Below are 19,620 nucleotides of genomic sequence, written 5' to 3'. Positions count from 1 at the left end.
CGCTGCTGGTCCGAACAGGTGAGCGCGGGGTGTCAGGCCGGCCGCTGGAGCACCATCAGCGAGCGGTCGGTGAGCCACAGCGCGTCCCCGGCCTTGACCCGCGCGCCCGCGCCCGGGGCGGGCAGCCGGGCCTGTGCGGTGTCGACCACGACCTGCCATTCCTGCCCGTGGTCGGCGGGCAGGGTGAACTCCAGCGGCTCGAAGTGCGCGTTGAACATCAGCAGGAAGGAGTCGTCGACGATCCGCCCGCCGCGCCGGTCCGGCTCGGAGATGGCGTAGCCGTTGAGGAAGACGGTCAGCGACTTGGCGTAGCTGGCGCCCCAGTTGCGCTTGGTCATCTCCTCCCCGCCGGGGGTGAACCAGGCGATGTCGGTGAGGTCGTCGTAGCCGCCGGAGTCGTAGCCGCCCGAGGGATGGTTGTTTGAGGGGTGACCGCCCGAGGGGTGACGGCCGGAGGCGTGACCGCCGGAGGGGCGGCCGCCGGCGGCGAGCGTCCCCGGCCCGGGGCGCCCGGGGACCGGCCGCCCGTGGAAGAAGCGCCGCCGCCGGAACACCGGGTGGTCGCGGCGCAGCCAGATCATCCCCTGGGTGAACTCCAGCAGCCGCGCCTCGGGCCCGTCGCCGTCCGGCCAGTGCACCCAGGTGAGTTCGTTGTCCTGGCAGTAGGCGTTGTTGTTGCCCTGCTGGGTGCGGCCGAGTTCGTCGCCGTGGGAGAGCATCGGCACGCCCTGGGAGAGCATCAGGGTGGCGATGAGGTTGCGCTGCTGGCGGGCTCTGAGCTCCTCGACGGCCGGGTCGGTGCAAGGGCCCTCGACGCCGCAGTTCCAGGAGCGGTTGAAGGACTCGCCGTCGCGGTTGTCCTCGCCGTTGGCCTCGTTGTGCTTGTCGTTGTAGGAGACGAGGTCGCGCAGGGTGAAACCGTCGTGGCAGGTCACGAAGTTGATGGAGGCGATGGGGCGGCGGCCGTCGTCCTGGTAGAGGTCGGAGGAGCCGGTGAGCCGGGAGCCGAACTCGGCGAGGGCGGCGGTCTCGCCGCGCCACAGGTCGCGCACGGTGTCCCGGTACATGCCGTTCCACTCGGTCCACAGCGGCGGGAAGTTGCCGACCTGGTAGCCGCCCTCGCCGAGGTCCCAGGGTTCGGCGATCAGCTTGGCCTGGGAGACCACCGGGTCCTGCTGGACGAGGTCGAAGAAGGAGGAGAGCCGGTCGACCTCGTGGAACTGCCGGGCCAGGGTGGCGGCGAGGTCGAAGCGGAAGCCGTCGACGTGCATCTCGGTGACCCAGTAGCGCAGCGAGTCCATGATCAGCTGGAGCACGTGCGGGCTGCGCATCAGCAGGCTGTTGCCGGTGCCGGTGGTGTCCTCGTAGAAGCGCTGGTCCCGGGCGAGGCGGTAGTAGGAGACGTTGTCCAGCCCGCGCAGGGACAGCGTCGGCCCGAGGTGGTTGCCCTCGGCGGTGTGGTTGTAGACGACGTCCAGGATCACCTCGATCCCGGCCGCGTGCAGCGCCTTGACCATCGACTTGAACTCCTGCACCTGCTGGCCCCGGTCGCCGCTGGAGGCGTAGGAGGAGTGCGGGGCGAAGAAGCCGATGGTGTTGTAGCCCCAGTAGTTGGACAGGCCCAGGTCGCGCAGCCGGTGGTCGCGGACGAACTGGTGCACCGGCATCAGCTCGATCGCGGTGACGCCGAGCTTGGCCAGGTGCTCGATCACCGCCGGGTGGGCCAGGCCCGCGTAGGTGCCGCGGATCTCCTCGGGGATGCCCGGGTGCAGCCGGGTGAGGCCCTTGACGTGCGCCTCGTAGATGACGGTGCGGTGGTAGTCGGTGCGCGGCGGGTGGTCGGTGCCCCAGTCGAAGTACGGGTTGATCACGACCGAGTGCATGGTGTGCGGGGCGGAGTCGAGGTCGTTGCGGCGCTCGGGCGCGCCGAAGTGGTAGCCGTAGACGGCCTCGTCCCAGTCGATGTGCCCGCTCATCGCCTTGGCGTACGGGTCCAGCAGCAGTTTGGCGCTGTTGTGGCGCTGGCCGAGGCCGGGGTTGTACGGGCCGTGGACGCGGAAGCCGTAGCGCTGGCCGGGCTGGACGCCGGGGAGGTAGGCGTGCCGGACGAAGGCGTCCGTCTCGCGCAGTTCGACGGCCGTCTCCGAGCCGTCCTCGTCGATCAGGCACAGCTCGATCCGGTCGGCACTCTCGGAGAACACCGCGAAGTTGGTGCCGGCCCCGTCGTAGGTGGCGCCGAGGGGGTAGGGCTTACCGGGCCAGACCTGCATGAGTCCTCAACTTCCTTGCACTCAACGGAAACTGACGTGTAGTCCGATAACGTGCCCAGACCCGGACGCTCTCTTCCCGGCCGGGCGGCCGGGCATGTGCGGCGCTCGCGCGCCGTGACGCACGGCACAGTGCGCATACTCCCCGAGCCTTCCCCCGGCGGCTGGGACATGTGCGGCCGGTTCGCCCGAACGGGTGTCCAGCCGGGATTCCTGTGATAAGCGGGGCCGGGCTCGCGGCGGGCGGGGCCGGCGATGGGCGGGGCTTGCGATGGGCGCGGGTCTGTGAAGGGTGGGCCTGGTGGTGGTGCCGGGCCCCGGGGGCCATCCGGCTGCGCACCGCTCGCGGCGGGCAGTACCCTTGATCGTCCGGCCGCCCCCGGGCCGGTGGCGCTCCATCAGCCGCGCAGGGGCGGAGCGTAGAACAGCAGACCAGGTGAGGTGGCGCATGGTGTTCCCCGCCGGCGGCCGCGGCCCGGGGCCCGACGGCCCCGACCGGGGCGGCGCCCGCAGCGAGGCGCCCACGGTCGTCATGCGCCCCACCCTGTCCGGCCGCCCCCTGGTGCCCGCCCAGGGCGGCCCGGTCGAGATCCCCGCCCTCGCCTGGTCCGCCGCCGAATGGGAGGACGCCTACCAGCGGGTCCGCATGTCCGGCCGCGCCTACGTCTGGCTCAACCTCGTCGAGCAGCGGCTGCGCTCCCTCGTCGACGAGGTGCTGCACCCCATCTACGCCCCCGCCCACGGCGAGGACTGGGTCACCGCCGCCGCCGGCCCCGCCGGCGAGGAGTGGGCGCACCGGGCCGGAGCCGTCCGCGAGGTCAGCCGCCGCAAGGGCTACCTGCTCGACCCGGCCGACGACGACCCGCTGGTCTTCCTCACCCTGCCCCAGCTGCGCGAGCTGATGGTCCAGCACTGGCCCTGCTTCGAGCCCTACCTGTCCGACCGGCGCGAGATCGAACTCGCCCTGGACGAACTGGAGGTGGCCCGGCACGTGGTCTCCCGCAACCGGGTGCTCACCCAGACCGTCCTCGCCCAGACCGAACGCGCCGCCGCCCGCCTGCTCGCCGTCCTGGACGGCGGCGCCGGCGGCGTGCCCGCCGACGTCGTCGAGTCGCTGGTGGCCGGCCGGTACGCGGACGTCGTCGCCGTGCACGCCGACCGCGTCCGCCTCCAGCGCGACCTGCCCGTCGAGGACCTGCTGGACGGCGCCCGGCGCCTGGACGCGCTCGGCATCGGCCTCGGCATGCTCTGCCAGAACTACACCGGCAAGCGGCTGGTGCGCCTGGCCGGCGACGGCTGCCGGGTCCGCCTGCTCTTCCTCAACCCGGCGAGCAGCGCCGTCCGCCGCCGCGAACGCGAACTCGGCCTCGGGCGCGGCGAGTTGTCGCGCTCCATCGAGATGAACATCATGCACGTGCGCCGGGTGCGGGCCCGGCTGCGCGACCAGGGCGGCTTCGAGATCCGGGTCTTCGACGAGACCCCGCGCTTCACCGCCTACCTCGTCGAGGGCCCCCGCCCGACCGGCCAGGTCGGCGGCCGCCGCCAGAGCCGCGACCTCGGCGTCATCCAGCCCTACCTGCGCCGCGCCCGGGGCATGGAGTCCCCGGCCCTGGTGCTGCGCGGCGGCGCCGGCCAGCAGCCCGGCGGCAGCGAGCAGGGCTTGCTGGAGGTCTACCGCGAGGAGTTCGAGGGCGCCTGGGGCGACTCCCGGCCGGTGTCCTGAACCCGCACCCCCCGTTCCTGATGGACCGTCAATTTCCCTTCTCCACCCCCGGGTGGAGGCCCGGAAATCCATCCGTGCGGCGGCGACACCCCCGGGCCGGGCCGCGCAAGCTGGAGGCGGGGTCGCGGCCGCACGAGCGGCGCGACGATGCCGAGGGGAGTGCGCCGTGGTGTACGGGACGAAGCGCGGGACAAAGCGCGGGACAGTGCGCGGAACAGCATGGGGGGCCGCGCGCGGAAGGCTGCGCGAAGGGCCCGGGGCGGGGTTGCGCGCAAGGCGGCCGGGGAAGGCCCGCCGAACCGTCCCCCCGCGCTGGCCGCTCGCACTGGCCGGTGTGGCGGCGGCCCTGCTGGGCCTGCTGCCGGCCGTCCCCGCCGAGGCCCGGGAGACGGGCGGCTGCCGTACGGCGACCTCCGTCGGCCGCCTCCAGGGGGTGTCCCAGGACGGCCGGTGCGCCTACCTGGGCGTCCCGTACGCGGCGCCGCCCACCGGCGAGCGCCGGTTCCGCCCGCCGCAGCCGGCCGCGCCCTGGCCCGCAACGCTGCGCGCCACCCGGGCCCGCCCCGGCTGCCCGCAGGACCTGAGCGCGGGCGGCGGCGGCACCGAGGACTGCCTGTACCTCAACGTGTGGTCGGCGCACGGCGGCGGCGCCCGCAAACCCGTCATGGTCTTCCTGCACGGCGGCGCGGACGAACTCGGCGCCGCCGGCCAGCCCGTCTTCGACGGCGGCCTGCTGGCCGAACGCGGCGACGCCGTCGTGGTGAACCTGGACTACCGGCTCGGCATCCTGGGCTGGACGGAACTCGGCGGGCTCGACCCGTCCTACGCCGGCTCGGGCAACAACGGGCTGCGCGACGAGAGCGCCGCGCTGGCCTGGGTGCGCCGGCACATCGGCGCCTTCGGCGGCGACCCGGGCAACGTCACCGTCTTCGGCCAGTCGGCCGGCGCGATCTCGATCAGCGCCCTGCTGGCCGGCGACCACCCCGAGCAGCTCTTCCAGCGCGCCATCGTCGAGAGCGGGCCCGGCTACCTGGTGCACACCGCGGCCGCCGCGCAGGCCACCGCCGCAAAGGTCTTCGCCACCGGCGGCATCCACACCGTCGCGGACCTCGACCGGCTGAGCACCCCACAGGTCCTCGAACTCCAGGAACAGGTCCAGCACGGGCTCTCCGGGCTGTCCTCCGCGGTCTTCTTCGGCCCCTCCATCGACGGGGCGCTGGTGCCTGGCCCGGTCGTCGAACGGATCGCCGCCGGCAGCGCCCGCGACGTCGACGTGATGACCGGCACCACCGAAAACGAGACCGACTACTGGGCGCTGTTCGACCCCACGCTGCCGGACCTCCCGCTGAGCGCCTACCGCAACCTGCCCCCGGTGCTCGCCGACCGCAAACAGCAGCTGTACGACCGGTACGCCGCCGACCGCCCCGGGGCCACCGAGGGCCGGGTGGTGAACGCGATGCTCACCGACCAGACCGAGCGGATCCCCACCCTGCGCCTGGCCGAGGCCCAGTCCCGCTGGCGGCCCACCTACGTCTACCAGTTCGACTGGCACGTGCCCTACGTCCCCGGCCTGCCCGCCGCCCAGAACCTGGGCGCCATGCACACCCTGGAACTGCCCTTCGTCTTCGGCGGCCTGGACCTCGGCGCGATCCCGCGCGGCGCGCAGACCGTCGCCGCCCAGCGGCCCGAACTCACCCGGCTGTCCGCGCGGATGGCCGACGCCTGGGCCTCCTTCGCCCGCCAGGGCGACCCGGGCTGGCCGTCCTACACCGCCGACGCGCGGGCCACCCGGATCTGGGACCTGAACCCCGGCGTCCAGTACGCCCCGCACGACGACGAACGCGCCCTCTGGGACGACTACTCCTTCCCCGCCCTGGACCTCGGCACCCGCTAGCCGAACCGCCGTCGGAAGAGGGGGCCGGGCCACCGCCCGGCCCCTCGGCGCGCCCCGCCCCGGCGTCCGGCCCCCGAAACCCGCTGGCCAGGCCGGTGCGGCCGCTGCCACACTGCGGGCCGTGAACAGCCTCGCCGCCTGGACCCTGCGCCCCGCCACCGCCGCTGACGTCGAACCCGTCGCCGAACTCAAGGCCGTCGTGCTGCGCGCCGACCTCGAACGCCTCGGCCGCTACGACGACGACCGGGTCCGCCGGCGCCTGCGGGCGGGCTTCTCCAGCCGCCACAGCTCCGTCATCCTCGTCGACGGCGCCTTCGCCGGCTCCGTCACCGTCCGCCCCGCCGAGCAGGGCGGCCGCTGGATCGAGCACTTCTACCTCGCCCCCGCCCACCAGGGCCGCGGCCTCGGCAGCGCCGTCCTGCGCCACCTCCTCGCCCAGGCCGACGCCGCCGGCGAGCCCGTGCGCCTCGACGTCCTCCAGGGCAGCCCCGCCCGCCGCCTCTACGAACGCCACGGCTTCGTCCTCGACCACGAGGACCCGATCGACGTCTACCTGGTCCGCGAGCCCGCCGCCTGAACCGGGCCCGCCGCCCGAACCGGGGCCGCCCCGGCGGTCAGGGCTGGTCGGAGCAGGGGCGGCCGTGGTAGTCATAGCCCCCGTGATGATCATGGGGGATGACGGGGCCGTACTGCGCCTCGAACAACTGCACCGCACCTACGGGACCGGGCCGGAGGCCGTCCACGCGCTCAGGGGAGTGGACGTCGACTTCGCCCGCGGCACCTTCACCGCCGTCATGGGCCCCTCCGGCTCCGGCAAGAGCACCCTGCTCCAGTGCGCCGCCGGGCTCGACCGGCCCGACGGCGGCCGGGTCGTCCTCGACGGGGCCGACCTCGCCGCACTCACCGAGAACCGGCTGACCGTCCTGCGGCGCGAGAAGCTCGGCTTCGTCTTCCAGGCCTTCAACCTGGTCGGCTCGCTGACCGCCGAACAGAACGTCGGCCTGCCGCTGCGCCTGGCCGGGCGCCGCCCCGACCGCGCCGACGTCCACCGCGCCCTCGCCCAGGTCGGCCTCGGCGAACGCACCGGACACCTGCCCTCCCAGCTCTCCGGCGGCCAGCAGCAGCGCGTCGCCATCGCCCGCGCCCTGATCACCCGCCCGCAGGTGCTCTTCGCCGACGAGCCCACCGGCGCCCTCGACAGCGCCAGCAGCCGCGACGTCCTCGCCCTGCTGCGCGAACTCGTCGACCGCGACGGCCAGAGCACCGTCATGGTCACCCACGACCCGGTCGCCGCCTCCTACGCCGACCGCGTGCTCTTCCTCGCCGACGGCCGCCTCGTCGCCGACCTCGACCACCCCACCGCCCCGCAGATCGCCGAGCGGATGACCGCCCTGGAGACGGCGGCATGAACGAGCGGAGCGAGTTCATCATCGAGAGGTGCGCGTGGGCGAACGCCCCCGCCGAGCGCAGCGAGGTGGGCGCATGAGTTCCCTCGTTACTTTGCTGCCCGTAGCCGCCGCCGCACTGCGCCGCCGCAAGGCCGCCTTCGCCGGCTCCTACCTCGCCCTGACCCTCGGCGTCACCCTGGTCGCCACCACCGGCACCCTGCTCGACAACACCGCCGGCGACGACTCCCCGCTCGGCGCGCCCTCCCTCCACAAGGTGCTCCTGTTCAGCGCCGCGATGGCCGCCTTCGTCGCCGTCTTCGTCGTCGCCGGCACCTTCGCCTTCGCCGTCGCCCAGCGCCGCCAGGAGATCGCGATGCTGCGCGCCGTCGGCGCCACCCCCCGCCAGGTCGTCGGGCTGATCACCGGCGAGGCCGCCGTCGTCGCCCTCGCCGCCGCCGTCACCGGCTGCCTGCTCGCCCTGCCCGGCGCGCCCGCCCTCGCCGCCTGGCTGGTCGCCCGCGGCGCCGCCCCGGACGGCTTCGCGGCGCACCCGGCCCCCGCCCCGCTGCTCACCGCCGCCGCCGTCGGCCTGCTCGTCGCCCTGCTCGGCGCCGTCACCGCCGCCCTGCGCGCCGGCCGCGTCCGGGCCGTCGAGGCACTCGGCGACGCCGCCGTCGACCGCACGGTCATGACGCCCGTGCGCTGGGCCTGCGCCCTCGCCGGACTGCTCGCCCTGGCCGGCACCGTCGGCTACTACCTGGCCGCCCCGACCATGCCCGCCGCCCCCGGCGACCAGCCGGCCGACCCGCAGCTCGCCTCCCAGTGGGTCCTCGGCGCCGACCTGCTGACGATCACCGCCCTCGCCCTGTTCGCCCCGCTGATCGTCCCGCCCCTGGTCCGGGCGCTCAGCGCGCCACTGGCCCGCGCCGTCGGCGCCGCACCCCTGCTCGCCCGGCAGAACGCGCTCACCGCCGTCCGCCGCACCGTCTCCACCGCCACCCCCGCCTTCCTCACCATCGCCCTCACCGGCACCGTCATCGGCTCCACCGCCGCCTTCGCCGACGCCATGACCGCCCAGAACCGGGCCACCACCGCCGCCCGGTACGTGCTGCGCCCCGGCGCCACCCCGCTGCCCGACGACGCCGCACACCGGCTCACCGCCGACCGGCCCGGCCTGCGCGCCACCGCCACCACCCCCACCGTGGTCACCGGCCTCGGCGCCGCCCCCGCCGACTTCGCCGACCCCGGCGAGGACTCACCCGCCTCCGCCCCCTCCGCCGCCACCGTCGTCGACGGCGACCTCGCCACCGCCTGGACCCTGCCCGTCGTCCAGGGCGCCGCCGCCGACCTGCACGGCGCCACCCTCGCCGCCTCCACCGACCAGGCCCGCGGCCACGGCTGGACCCTCGGCGACCAGGTCCACCTGCGCCTCGCCGACGGCACCGTCACCACCCTGCGCCTCGCCCTCGTCTACCGCACCCAGCTGGGCCTCGACGAGATCCTGCTCAGCGGCGACGCCACCACCGCCCACCTGGCCGGCGCCCACCCCGGCGCCGTCCACCTCTCCGCCGAACCCCCGGCCGCCGACCGGCTCGGCGGCGAACTCACCGACGCCCGCGCCCCCGGCCCCGACCCCGGCGCCCACTACGCGTGGATCGCCACCACGACCATCCTCGGCCCCGCCCTGCTGTACGCGCTCATCGCGATCGCCAACACCATGGTGATGTCCGCCGCCGACCGCCGACGCGACTTCACCGTCCTGCGGCTGGCCGGCACCCTGCGCCGCCAGGTGCTGCACATGGTCGCCCTGGAAGCCGTCCTGGTCGTCGCCACCGCCGCCGTCCTGGCCCTCGCCGTCACCGCCCTCACCCAGTACGGCACCACCGCCCTGCTCAACCACCGCATCCTGGCCGGCCAGGCCGCCATCGACCCGCAGCTGCCCTGGCTCCCGCTCGGCGCCGCCGCGGCCGTCTGCCTCGCCCTGGCCGTCGCCGCCAGCGTGCTGCCCAGCCGGATCGCCCTCGCCCGCGCCCGGTGACGTTCGCCCGGTGACCTTCGCCCGGTGGCGGTCTCCTGGTGACGTTCGCTCAGCGGCCCTCACCCGGGTGACCCTCGCCCGGGTGAGGGGAGTAGGCCGGACGGATGGTGACCGGCGGTCGGGCGCGGCGCTCACCCGAGCACCGGGCCCGACCGCTTGTTAGCGTCCCGTCCATGATCGACAGCCCGCACTCCACCGGCTCCGAACACCCCCGCGCCACCCGCCGCGGCCTCCTGCGCACCGCCCTCGGCGCCACCACCGCCGGAGCCCTCACCCTCACCGGCGCCCACCCAGCCCAGGCCGAGCCCCGCCCCGCCACCCGGCGCATCGACTTCCACGGCCGCCACCAGGCCGGCATCACCAACCCGCCCCCCGGCTACGGCACCTTCCTCGCCCTCGACGTCAAGGCCCGCGACCGTAAGGCCCTCGAAACCCTCCTGCGCACCCTCACCGACCGCATCCGCTTCCTCACCACCGGCGGCACCCCGCCCGACCTCGGCCCCGCCACCGCCCCCTCCGACAGCGGCACCCTCGGCCCCGACCTGCCCACCGACGACCTCACCGTCACCGTCGCCGTCGGCGCCTCCCTCTTCGACACCCGCTACGGCCTCACCCGCCACCGCCCCCGCCGGCTCACCGCCATGCGCCCCTTCCCCGTCGACGCGCTGCGCCCCGCCGAATGCCACGGCGACCTCTCGCTCCAGATCTGCGCCGAGAACCGCGACACCGTCCAGCACACCATCCGCGACCTGCTGCGCAGCACCCACGGCCTGATCCGCCCGCGCTGGCAGCTCGACGGCTTCCAGAACCGCTCCCGCCCCACCGGCGCCGCCCGCAACCTGCTCGGCTTCAAGGACGGCATCGAGAACCCCGACACCGCGAACGCCCGCGAACTGGACGCCCTCGTCTGGGTCGGCGAGGGCGGCGACGAACCACGCTGGGCCGCCGGCGGCAGCTACCAGGTCATCCGCGCCATCCGCACCCTCGTCGCCGGCTGGGACGAGGTGCCGCTCCAGCAGCAGGAACGCCTGATCGGCCGGCGCAAGAACGACGGCGCCCCGCTCGGCGCCGCCGGCGAGACCGACACCCCCGACTACCGCAACGACCCCGACGGCGCCGTCATCCCCCTCGACTCCCACATCCGCCTCGCCAACCCCCGCACCGACGGCACCCGCGACAGCCGCATCCTGCGCCGCGCCTTCAACTACGACCGCGGCCTCGACCCCGACGGCGAACCCGACCTCGGCCTCGCCTTCTGCTGCTACCAGCAGGACGTGGCCCGCCAGTTCGAAGCCGTCCAGACCCGCCTCAACGCCGAACCCCTCGCCCGCCACCTCCGCCCCACCGGCGGCGGCTACTTCTACGTCCTCCCCGGCGCCCACGACACCACCGACTGGCTCGGCCGCACCCTCCTCACCACCACCTGAACGCCCGTGTTCGCCCCGGTCCGCCCGAGCGGACCGGGGCGAACACGTGACGCACCCTCAGTACTCCCACGGGTTCAGCACGATCGCACCGGTCCGGGCGAGATGCTTGACGTTCCGGCTGGCCAGCGTCCAACCGTTCGCGATGGCAGTGGCCGCGATCAGCGCGTCGGGCGGATCGATGTTCGTCCCGGCGCTCTTGAGCCGGCGGTGGACAGCGAGGTACGCGGCGGCCTCCCGTTCACCGATGGCCGCGATCCGGCCCCGGTACTCCACCCGCATGCCCTCCAGGACATGCTCGAACACGGCTCGGCGTAGCGGATCGGACGTGGCCGCGACCCCAGCCTCGACTTCCGCGACGGTGATGACGCTGAGGCAGAGCGCCGTCGCAGGGACGGAGCGGGCCCATTCGACGACGGCGGGGGCCGGCTTCGGCCGCGTGGTGAGCTCGGCGACCACGTTGGTGTCCAGCAGATAGATCACTCGGTGCCCGCCGCGTCGTCGTAGGAGCGGGACCCGAACTCCAGCCCTTCGAAGGGCGTCGACAGGAGTTGGTCGAGGAAACCGTCGTTCCCCAGCGTCGCCCAGCGGTGCAGTATCGCCGGCAGCGCGTCGATGTCGGTGTCGGCGAGCTCGGCGTCGAAGTGCTTGACCTGCTCCTCGGGGAGGGACCCGCGGATCTCTCTGATCGTCCGCAACGGGTGGGGCTCGTCGGGCCGGTGAGGGGGCACGGGCAGATCCGGGGAGGTACTCATGGTCGGCTCCTTCGCTCAGGTCCGAGGACCAGACTAGGGCGCCGAGCAGCGGGATCAGCTCCCCCAGCGGCCGGGTTGTCGGTGGGGCGGGTGATGATGGGGGCTGTTTCGAGAGGCAGGACGGAAGGACACCCCCTTATGAGCTGGTGGCAGCAGCCACTGGTCGGCTTCGACCTGGAGACCACGGGCACCGACCCGGCCGTGGACCGCATCGTCACGGCCGCGCTCGTGGACACCGTCGGGGCCCGCCGGGTGGGGGCCGTGCACTGGCTGCTCGACCCCGGGGTCCCGATCCCGGCCGAGGCGGAGGCGATCCACGGCATCGGCGACGACCTGGCCCGCGGCAAGGGCCGGCCGGCCAAGGAGGCGGTGGAGGAGATAGCCGGCGCGCTCTGCGAGCGGCTCGCCGCAGGGCGCCCGGTGGTCGCGTTCAACGCGCCGTTCGACCTGTCGCTGCTCGACGCCGAGCTGCGCCGGTACGGGCTGGTGCCGCTCGCCGAGCGCCTCGGCGCCCCGGTCGGGCCGGTGCTGGACGCGCTGGTCGTCGACCGGGCGGTGGACAAGTACCGCAAGGGCTCGCGCACCCTGCAGCGGGTCTGCGAGGTGTACGGCGTCGAGCTGACGGACGCGCACGAGGCGGGCAGCGACGCGCTGGCGGCCGTCCGGGTCGCCGTCGCGCTCGCCGAGCGCTACCGGGCCGAGGTCGGCGACGTCGCGCCGGCCGAGCTGCACGGGCGCCAGATCGGCTGGTACCGGGAGTGGGCGGAGGGCTTGCAGGCGTGGCTGCGCCGCGGCAAGGACCCGCAGGCCGTGGTCGACCCGCGGTGGCCGATGAGGTAGCCGCCCCCGGGGTGGCCGGTGAGTCGGCTATTCGGCGGGCCAGTCGAAGGTGTAGCCCTGGGCGACCAGCCAGGGCAGCAGCTGCTTGAGCGCGGCCACGGTCTGGGTGCGGTCGCCGCCGCCGTCGTGCATCAGGATCACGCCGCCGGGCTTGAGCTGCTTCTGCACGGTGGAGACGATGGCGGGCACGCCCGGGCGGGACCAGTCGCGCGGGTCGACGGACCAGCCGAGCGAGGACATGCCGAGGCTCGCGGTGATCTGCTCGTTGTCGGCGTTGAAGCCGCCGCCGGGGGCGCGGAACCAGTCGACCCGGGTGCCGGGGCCGCCGGCCTTGACGATCATGTCCCTGGCGGCGGAGATCTCGTAGACGGCCTTGTCGTGGGGGAGCTTCGCGAACGGCTGCGGGTGGTGGACGCTGTGGTCGCAGAGCCGGTGGCCGGCCGCGAGGACGCGCTTGACCAGGGCCGGGTTGGCGGCGGCGTTCTGGCCGATCTCGCAGAACGTGGCCTTGGCGTGGTACTGGGCGAGCAGGTCGAGGATCTGGCCGGTGGCGGGGCCGGGGCCGTCGTCGAAGGTGAGCGCCACGGTGCGGCCGCCGGAGGCGGTGGAGCCGATGACGGTGCCCGGCTTGACCGGCGCGGGCGGCGGCGCGGGCGTGGTCGAGGGCGTGGTCGCGACGGCCGTGGTGGTGACCGGGGTGCTCGGCGTGCCGCCGTGGGGCGCGGCGCTCGTCCCGGCCGGCGCCTGGGGCGTGTGCGGCTTCGGGACGGCCGGCGGGGCGGCGGAGGCGGGTGCGCCGTCGGAGTCGGGGGTGGGCGCGACGGTGGCGACGGGCCCGTCGGTCGGCCGGCCGTCGGTCGGTGCGAGGGTGATCGGGGGCTGGGTGCTGACGCCGGCCGTCGGCTGGAGGGCTCCGCTGGCGGTGCCGCACGCGGCCAGTCCCAGGGCGGCGGCCGCCACGACGCAGCCTGCGACCAGCCGGCGGCGGGCCGTGAGCGCGGTACGGGTCGGGGGGGAGGGCCGGCGGGTGGCGGAGTGGGGCATGGCGGCGGCTCCTGTGGTGCAGAGGGGTGCAGAGGACGGGCGCCGATCCCTCGGTCAGGATGACTGTCCGATAGGACGCCGAGCGTACGTGCCCCGGTTGCGGAGCGGACCGCAGCGCCGTAGGAGTCTTCTCACACGCGCCCGGTTGGCGCCCCCGCGGCCCGCCGGGTATCCCGGGGGCCGTGCCGGGGGCGGCCCGGTATTTCAGGAGCCGTCACTTCGGAAGCTCGACGCCCCAGGAGCCCGACGCCTCAGAACGGGTACCAGCGCACCTCGGTGGCGCCCTCCCGCAGCGAGGCGACCCGGCGCCGGAACTCCGCCAGCGCGGCCGGGTTGCCGGGTACCTGCTGGGCGACCCAGGAGGCACTGGCGGTCTCCCGGGCCCCGCGCAGCACCGCGAAGCCGGGCCAGGCGCGCACGTCCCAGCCGTACGCCTCGACGAAGGCCCGGTACTCCTCGCCGGGTACGCCGTACCGGTCGTGGCTGAGCGCGAGGACCACCAGGTCGTGTTCGCGCAGGTCGTGCGAGACGTTCTCCAGGTCGAGCAGGACGGGCCCGTCCGGGCCGACGTGGACGTTGCGGGGCAGCGCGTCGCCGTGGATCACGCCGGGGTGCAGGTGCGGGGCGAGGTCGGGCAGGGCGGCGGCGAAGCCGTCGCGGCGGTGGCGCAGGAAGGCGACGTCGGCCGGGTCGACGTGGCCCTCGGCGGAGGCCAGCCAGCGTTCGACGGGGGCCAGCAGGTCGCGGTGGGCGAGCGGGAAGGGCGGCAGCGGCAGCCGGTGCAGGGTGCGCAGCAGCGGGGCGAGGTCGGCGGGGCGGGCGGGGCGGACGGCGGGGGCGAGCCGGTGCCAGAAGGTGACGGGGTGCCCGTGGGCGAGCTGGGGCTCGGCTTCCACCGCGTCGTACGGGCGGACCACCGGGACGTCCTGGGCGGCGAGCCAGTGGGCGACGGCGAGTTCGTGCCGCGCCCGTTCGTACAGTTCGGGGCCGCGGCCGACCTTGGCGACGACGGCAGGGTCGCCGAGGTCGAAGACGGCGTTCTCGCCGAGTGCGAGCAGCCGGGCGTCGCCGGGGCCGGGCAGTCCGGCGGACTCGCAGGCGTGGGCGAGCAGCAGCCGGGCGCGGCCTTCGTCGAAGGGGATCATGGCGGTGCTCCGTTGGGGCGGCGTTCATCCGGAGGCCTCCGGACGGTGATCATCATGACGGACCGGGGTGGGGTTTTCCCTACCTTCCTACCCTGACATCTCCTCCTAGGGGGTAGGGGGAGAGATCCACCCTGAGGGGGAGCTGTCTCCACCCGGAGCACGAGGTCAAGGGTGGTGCGCCCGGGGGAAACTGGGTCGGGGCCGCTGAGCGGCGGCCCCGACGGGGGTTGGACCACGGGGGCTCCTTGCCGGTCGGCAAGCAAGTGCTCGTAGGATGACGCCCAGACCTACTTACCTGCCGACCGGCTAGGGAGCGCCGCCGCGCGTCTCCCACCGGTCCAGCCGTCGCCCGGCGTCCCGTCCCCCAAGGGCTGCGGTGAACCATGCCCAGGAGGCATCGAGCATGTTCCACCGACTAGGACAATTCGTCGTACGCCGCGCGTGGTGGGTGATCATCGCGTGGGTGATCGGAATGATCGCCGTCATCATGACCGCGCCGAAGGTCAGCTCGCAGACCGACGAAGCCGCGTTCCTCCCCAAGCACTACGAGTCCATCCAGGCCGCACAGGTGCAGGAGCGGGCCTTCCCGGCCGCCTTCACCCCGGGCGCGCTCGCACTCTTCGAGCGCAACGACGGCGCCGCGTTCACCGACGCGGACAAGGCCGCGATGGGCAAGCTCGTCCAGGACCTGACGGCCAAGAAGATCGACGGCGTCGAGAAGATCATCCCGCCGTCCGACCAGCTGGGCATATCCCCGGACCACAAGTACGCGATGGCCATGATCGCCGTCGACAAGTCGAAGCAGCAGGACCAGAACAAGACCGCGGACATCGCCAAGGCCATCCGTGACGACGGCAAGGCGCTGGCCTCCGGCACCGACCTGAAGTTCCAGCTCGGCGGCCCCGCCGCCCAGGCGCTCGACCAGAAGGAAGCCTCCGGCTCGGCCGAGGGCATCATCACCATGGCCACGGTGCTGCTGGTCATCGTGATCGTCGGCATCATCTTCCGCGGCATCCTGGCCGGCCTGCTGCCGGTCCTGGTCTCGCTGATGATCGCGCTGCCCGCCTCCATCGGCCTGATCAACTACGCGACCGACATCTTCGACCTCAAGAGCACACCCATCCTGATGGCGATCCTGATCGTCGTCGTGCTCGGCGTCGGCACCGACTACTTCCTGTTCCTCGCCTTCCGCTACCGCGAGCGGCTGCGGGCCGGCGACGACCGCAACGCCGCCGTGGCCAACGCGGTCGGCCGGGTCGGCGAGGCGATCGCCTCCGCCGCCGGCGCCGTCACCATCGCCTTCGCCGCGCTGATCCTCTCCAGCCTCGGCATGTTCCAGGCGCTCGGCCCCGCGCTGGCGATCGCGGTCGTGGTCACCGCCCTGGCCTCGATCACCCTGGCCCCCGCACTGCTCGCGGTCATCCCCGCCCGCGCCGTCTTCTGGCCCGGCAAGAAGTGGACGAACGAGCCGAGCACCGCGCGCTTCACCGCGCTCGGCCGGATCGTCCAGAAGCGCCCGGCACTGGCCGCCGTCGCCTCCGGCGGCGTACTGGTCGCCCTGTCCGTGGGCGCGCTCGGCTACAACGGCAACTTCGACATGGCCGGCAGCTCCATGCCCAAGGACAAGGAGTCGATGGTCGTCCAGGACACGATGGCCAAGGGCTTCTCCGCCGGCGCCGCCGACCCGAGCCAGGTCTACCTGAGCAGCACCGACGGCAAGAAGCTCGACCCGGCCTCCTTCCCGGCCTACGCCGACAAGCTGCAGGGCGTCGTCGGGGTCTCCAAGGTCTACCTGCCGAGCGCCGACGCCAAGAGCATCAGCGCCGACGGCGCCACCGCCCAGTTCACCGTCATGCTCAAGGACGCCCCGGCCAGCAACGAGGCGATCGACGCGGTGACCGAGCTGCGCACCGTCGCCCACGCGCAGGCCCCGGCCGGCAGCGAGGCCAAGGTCGGCGGCCTCACCTCGGTGTTCAAGGACATCAACCTGGCGATGACCCACGACTACAAGCTGGTCTTCCCGATCGCCGGGCTGCTGATCCTGCTCATCCTGGCCCTCCAGCTGCGCAGCGTGGTCGCCCCCTGGTACCTGATGGCCTCGGTCGGCCTCGGCTTCAGCGCCACGCTGGGCGCCACCACGCTGATCTTCCAGAAGATCGGCAACGAGACCGGCCTGATGTTCATGATGCCGATCCTCATCTACCTCTTCGTGGTGGCGATCGGGACGGACTACAACATCCTGATCATCGCCCGTCTGCGCGAGGAGGCCCGCGCGGGCCGCAGCCCGCGCGAGGCGGCCCGCGAGGCGCTGCGCCACGCAGGCCCGACCGTCGCCGCGGCCGGCTTCATCCTGGCGGCCTCGTTCGGGACGTTCATGCTCGCCGGCAACACCTTCATGATGGAGTTCGGCTTCGCCATGGCCTTCGGCATCGTGCTGGCGGCCTTCGTGATGGCGATGTTCTTCACCCCGGCGCTCACCGCGCTGATCGGCAACCGGGCCTGGTGGCCCGGCCACGGCGCCGACCCCGAGCATGGCCACGGCGGGGGCCACGGTGCCGGCCCGGCGCCGGCGGCGGACGCGTACGGCGTGCCGGAGCCGGCCGGACGGCGCTGATCGCTTCGTTCGGACACGGGCGACGCCCGACCGACGCGCCAAACAGGCGGCGTCCCGCTTCGGCGGGGCGCCGCTTGCCCCCTTTTCCTGGCCGCCAAACGTGATCTGTCGAGCACAAAAGTCCCCGGTCAATCGGGGTGTCGCCGTGCTACAGTCGACCCAGTTGCAGTTTTGGTTCCCATGAACGTATGTGTGCGCCTGCTGGTTCCAACCAACAGGCGCATTTGTTTTGTCCGGTGTTTCAGTCTCCGGATGGGGATCGCGGCTACTCCGGGGTTCACGCGGTGTGAATCCCTGATGCCCCAGTTTTTGAGGAGACGGTTATGGCTACCGGCACCGTGAAGTGGTTCAACAGCGAAAAGGGCTTCGGCTTCATCGAGCAGGCCGAGGGCGGCCCGGACGTGTTCGCCCACTACTCGAACATCGTGGCGAACGGCTTCCGTGAGCTCGTCGAGGGCCAGCAGGTCGAGTTCGACGTCACCCAGGGCCAGAAGGGCCCGCAGGCCGAGAACATCCGCGTCATCTGACGTCAGCCTCCACGCTGACTCGCGATCTCGCGAAGCGGGGGCCCGTACCACACGGTGCGGGCCCCCGCGCATGCCGCCGTACGGCCGGGGCGGCGAATTTCCTACCGACGGCCGACCAGCCCCTACCCGGGGCTGCCGACCGACGTATGGAGACTTCGTGACCACCCCTGCCCGCCCGCCGCGTGACCGCGCCGCCCGCACCACCGACCAGGCCCGCCGCGGCGAGAACCCGCGCCGCAGCGCCGGCGCCGGCCGCGCCGAGAACACCGGCCGTGGCGAGAACGCCGGCCGCACCGGCGCCGGCGACCGCGCCCGCCGCGGCGAGAACCCGCGCGCCACCGGCGACGCCGAGCGCGCTCGCAAGCCGCGCGGCCGCACCGGCGCCCCCAAGAACACCCGCGCCGCCGCCGTGCCCGAGGCCGCCGAATTCACCGTCGTCGAGGGCACCCCGGCCCGGCCCCCGGCGGACACCTTCGCCGAGCTGGACCTGCCCAAGGGCATCCTCAGCACGCTCACCCGCGAAGGCGTCATCGCGCCGTTCCCGATCCAGGGCGCCACCCTGCCCGACTCGATCGCCGGCCGCGACGTGCTCGGCCGCGGCCGCACCGGCTCCGGAAAGACCCTCGCCTTCGGCCTGCCGCTGCTCGCCCGCACCGCCGGGCGCCGCGCCGTCGCCCGCTACCCGCTGGCGCTCGTCCTGGTGCCCACCCGCGAGCTCGCCCAGCAGGTCACCGACGCGCTCACCCCCTACGCGACCGCCGTCAACCTGCGGATCACCACCGTCGTCGGCGGCATGTCGATCAACCGCCAGGCCAACGCCGTCCGCCGTGGCACCGAGGTCCTGGTCGCCACCCCCGGCCGGCTCGACGACCTGATCGGCCGTGGTGACGTCAACCTGTCCGACGTCGCCATCACCGTCCTCGACGAGGCCGACCAGATGGCCGACATGGGCTTCCTCCCGCAGGTCAGCAAGCTGCTGGAGCAGGTCGCCGAGGGCGGGCAGCGGATGCTGTTCTCCGCGACCCTGGACCGCAACGTCGACCGCCTGGTCAAGCGCTTCCTCACCGACCCGGTCACCCACTCGGTCGACCCGTCGGCCGGCGCGGTCACCACCATGGACCATCACGTCCTCCAGCTGGACCAGGCCGACAAGGCGTCCACCACCGCGCACATCGCCTCCCGCGACGGGCGCGTGATCATGTTCGTGCACACCAAGCACGGCGCCGACCGCCTCGCCAAGCAGCTGCTCGCCACCGGCGTCCGGGCCGCGGCCCTGCACGGCGGCAAGTCCCAGCCGCAGCGCAACCGGGTCCTCGACCAGTTCCGCGACGGCCACGTCACCGCGCTGATCGCCACCAACGTCGCCGCCCGCGGCATCCACATCGAAGGCCTCGACCTGGTCGTCAACGTCGACCCGCCGGTCGACCACAAGGACTACCTGCACCGCGGCGGCCGCACCGCCCGGGCCGGCGAGTCCGGCACCGTCGTCACCCTCGTCCTGCCCGAGCAGCGCCGCGAGGTCAACCGGCTGATGACGGTCGCGGGCATCCGCCCCACCGTCACCAAGGTCCGCCCCGGCGACGCCGACCTCGCCAAGATCACCGGCGCCCGCACCCCCAGCGGCGTCGCGGTCGCCGTCGCCGTCCCCGCGCCCGCCGAGGCCCCCGCCGCCAAGGCCGACGCCAAGTCCGGCAACCCGCGCCGCCGCCCCGGCAAGCGCTCTGCGCTGCCCGCCGACGTCGACATGAACGGCAACCCGCGCCGCCCCCGCCCCAAGCAGCGCATGGGCGGCGCCGCCGCCCAGGGCGACCGCCCCCAGGCGGCCGGCTTCATCGGCCGCTCCTCCGGCCGCGCCAAGCCCGGCAGCGGCGCCAAGTCCGGCTCCAACTACGGCACCGGCCGCCAGCGCCGCGCCTTCGACTAACCCCCGGCGAACCACCGACGGCCCGGCCCCCTCGCAC

Annotated in this window: 15 protein-coding genes; 10 read left to right on the top strand and 5 right to left on the bottom strand. The window is 73.9% G+C overall.

Annotated elements, in window-relative coordinates:
- Positions 1–32: 32 nt before the first annotated feature.
- Positions 33–2,270: a glycogen debranching protein GlgX gene (gene glgX / locus ACFV6D_RS27850; RefSeq protein ID WP_380489586.1), complete on the bottom strand. Its 2,238-nt coding sequence runs from the start codon at positions 2,268–2,270 to the stop codon at positions 33–35.
- A gap of 445 nt (positions 2,271–2,715) precedes the next feature.
- Here glgX and ACFV6D_RS27845 point away from each other — a divergent pair, with 445 nt between their 5' ends.
- From ACFV6D_RS27845 to efeB, 6 genes are all read left to right on the top strand, one after another.
- Positions 2,716–3,990: an SAV2148 family HEPN domain-containing protein gene (locus ACFV6D_RS27845; RefSeq protein WP_380424896.1), complete on the top strand. Its 1,275-nt coding sequence runs from the start codon at positions 2,716–2,718 to the stop codon at positions 3,988–3,990.
- Positions 3,991–4,324: 334 nt separating this feature from the next.
- Positions 4,325–5,884, top strand: coding sequence for a carboxylesterase/lipase family protein (locus ACFV6D_RS27840; RefSeq protein ID WP_380561499.1), 1,560 nt, complete (start codon positions 4,325–4,327; stop codon positions 5,882–5,884).
- 121 nt (positions 5,885–6,005) lie between these two features.
- Positions 6,006–6,461, top strand: coding sequence for a GNAT family N-acetyltransferase (locus tag ACFV6D_RS27835; protein WP_063347110.1), 456 nt, complete (start codon positions 6,006–6,008; stop codon positions 6,459–6,461).
- Positions 6,462–6,552: 91 nt separating this feature from the next.
- Positions 6,553–7,293 (top strand): ABC transporter ATP-binding protein, encoded by a 741-nt coding sequence (locus tag ACFV6D_RS27830; protein ID WP_371516515.1) that lies wholly within the window; start codon positions 6,553–6,555, stop codon positions 7,291–7,293.
- Positions 7,294–7,366: 73 nt separating this feature from the next.
- The gene (locus tag ACFV6D_RS27825) at positions 7,367–9,310 is read left to right on the top strand and encodes an FtsX-like permease family protein (protein ID WP_380561497.1); all 1,944 of its coding nucleotides are present in this window, start codon (positions 7,367–7,369) and stop codon (positions 9,308–9,310) included.
- Positions 9,311–9,483: 173 nt separating this feature from the next.
- Positions 9,484–10,737 carry an iron uptake transporter deferrochelatase/peroxidase subunit gene (gene efeB / locus ACFV6D_RS27820; protein WP_380424889.1) on the top strand — a complete coding sequence of 418 codons (1,254 nt, stop codon included), beginning with the start codon at positions 9,484–9,486 and terminating at the stop codon, positions 10,735–10,737.
- A gap of 57 nt (positions 10,738–10,794) precedes the next feature.
- Here the strand turns inward: efeB and ACFV6D_RS27815 are convergent, their stop codons facing one another.
- Together ACFV6D_RS27815 and ACFV6D_RS27810 are read right to left on the bottom strand one after the other, a co-directional pair.
- Positions 10,795–11,217, bottom strand: a complete 423-nt coding sequence (locus tag ACFV6D_RS27815) for a type II toxin-antitoxin system VapC family toxin (RefSeq protein WP_380337866.1) — start codon at positions 11,215–11,217, stop codon at positions 10,795–10,797.
- Positions 11,214–11,489 carry a hypothetical protein gene (locus ACFV6D_RS27810; RefSeq protein WP_380337863.1) on the bottom strand — a complete coding sequence of 92 codons (276 nt, stop codon included), beginning with the start codon at positions 11,487–11,489 and terminating at the stop codon, positions 11,214–11,216. Before ACFV6D_RS27810 ends, ACFV6D_RS27815 begins: the two co-directional genes overlap by 4 nt.
- 138 nt (positions 11,490–11,627) lie before the next feature.
- On the opposite strand from ACFV6D_RS27810, the gene ACFV6D_RS27805 reads away from it, so the two are divergent.
- Complete coding sequence (locus tag ACFV6D_RS27805; protein WP_063347107.1) at positions 11,628–12,329, top strand: exonuclease domain-containing protein; 702 nt, start codon at positions 11,628–11,630, stop codon at positions 12,327–12,329.
- 27 nt (positions 12,330–12,356) lie between these two features.
- Here ACFV6D_RS27805 and ACFV6D_RS27800 read toward each other — a convergent pair whose 3' ends face one another.
- Together ACFV6D_RS27800 and ACFV6D_RS27795 are read right to left on the bottom strand one after the other, a co-directional pair.
- Positions 12,357–13,373, bottom strand: a complete 1,017-nt coding sequence (locus ACFV6D_RS27800) for a polysaccharide deacetylase family protein (RefSeq protein WP_380561495.1) — start codon at positions 13,371–13,373, stop codon at positions 12,357–12,359.
- A 251-nt stretch (positions 13,374–13,624) separates the two neighbouring features.
- Positions 13,625–14,518 (bottom strand): phosphotransferase enzyme family protein, encoded by an 894-nt coding sequence (locus ACFV6D_RS27795; RefSeq protein ID WP_063347106.1) that lies wholly within the window; start codon positions 14,516–14,518, stop codon positions 13,625–13,627.
- 403 nt (positions 14,519–14,921) lie between these two features.
- On the opposite strand from ACFV6D_RS27795, the gene ACFV6D_RS27790 reads away from it, so the two are divergent.
- From ACFV6D_RS27790 to ACFV6D_RS27780, 3 genes are all read left to right on the top strand, one after another.
- Positions 14,922–17,132 (top strand): MMPL family transporter, encoded by a 2,211-nt coding sequence (locus ACFV6D_RS27790; RefSeq protein WP_380561493.1) that lies wholly within the window; start codon positions 14,922–14,924, stop codon positions 17,130–17,132.
- Between the two features lie 323 nt (positions 17,133–17,455).
- Positions 17,456–17,659, top strand: a complete 204-nt coding sequence (locus ACFV6D_RS27785) for a cold-shock protein (protein ID WP_063347104.1) — start codon at positions 17,456–17,458, stop codon at positions 17,657–17,659.
- A 157-nt stretch (positions 17,660–17,816) separates the two neighbouring features.
- Positions 17,817–19,583, top strand: coding sequence for a DEAD/DEAH box helicase (locus ACFV6D_RS27780; RefSeq protein WP_380337854.1), 1,767 nt, complete (start codon positions 17,817–17,819; stop codon positions 19,581–19,583).
- Positions 19,584–19,620: the final 37 nt, after the last annotated feature.

Origin of the sequence: Kitasatospora sp. NPDC059812 (genome assembly GCF_042732075.1) — a bacterium.
GTDB lineage: Bacteria > Actinomycetota > Actinomycetes > Streptomycetales > Streptomycetaceae > Kitasatospora.
This window is presented reverse-complemented; position numbering and strand designations above follow the sequence as displayed.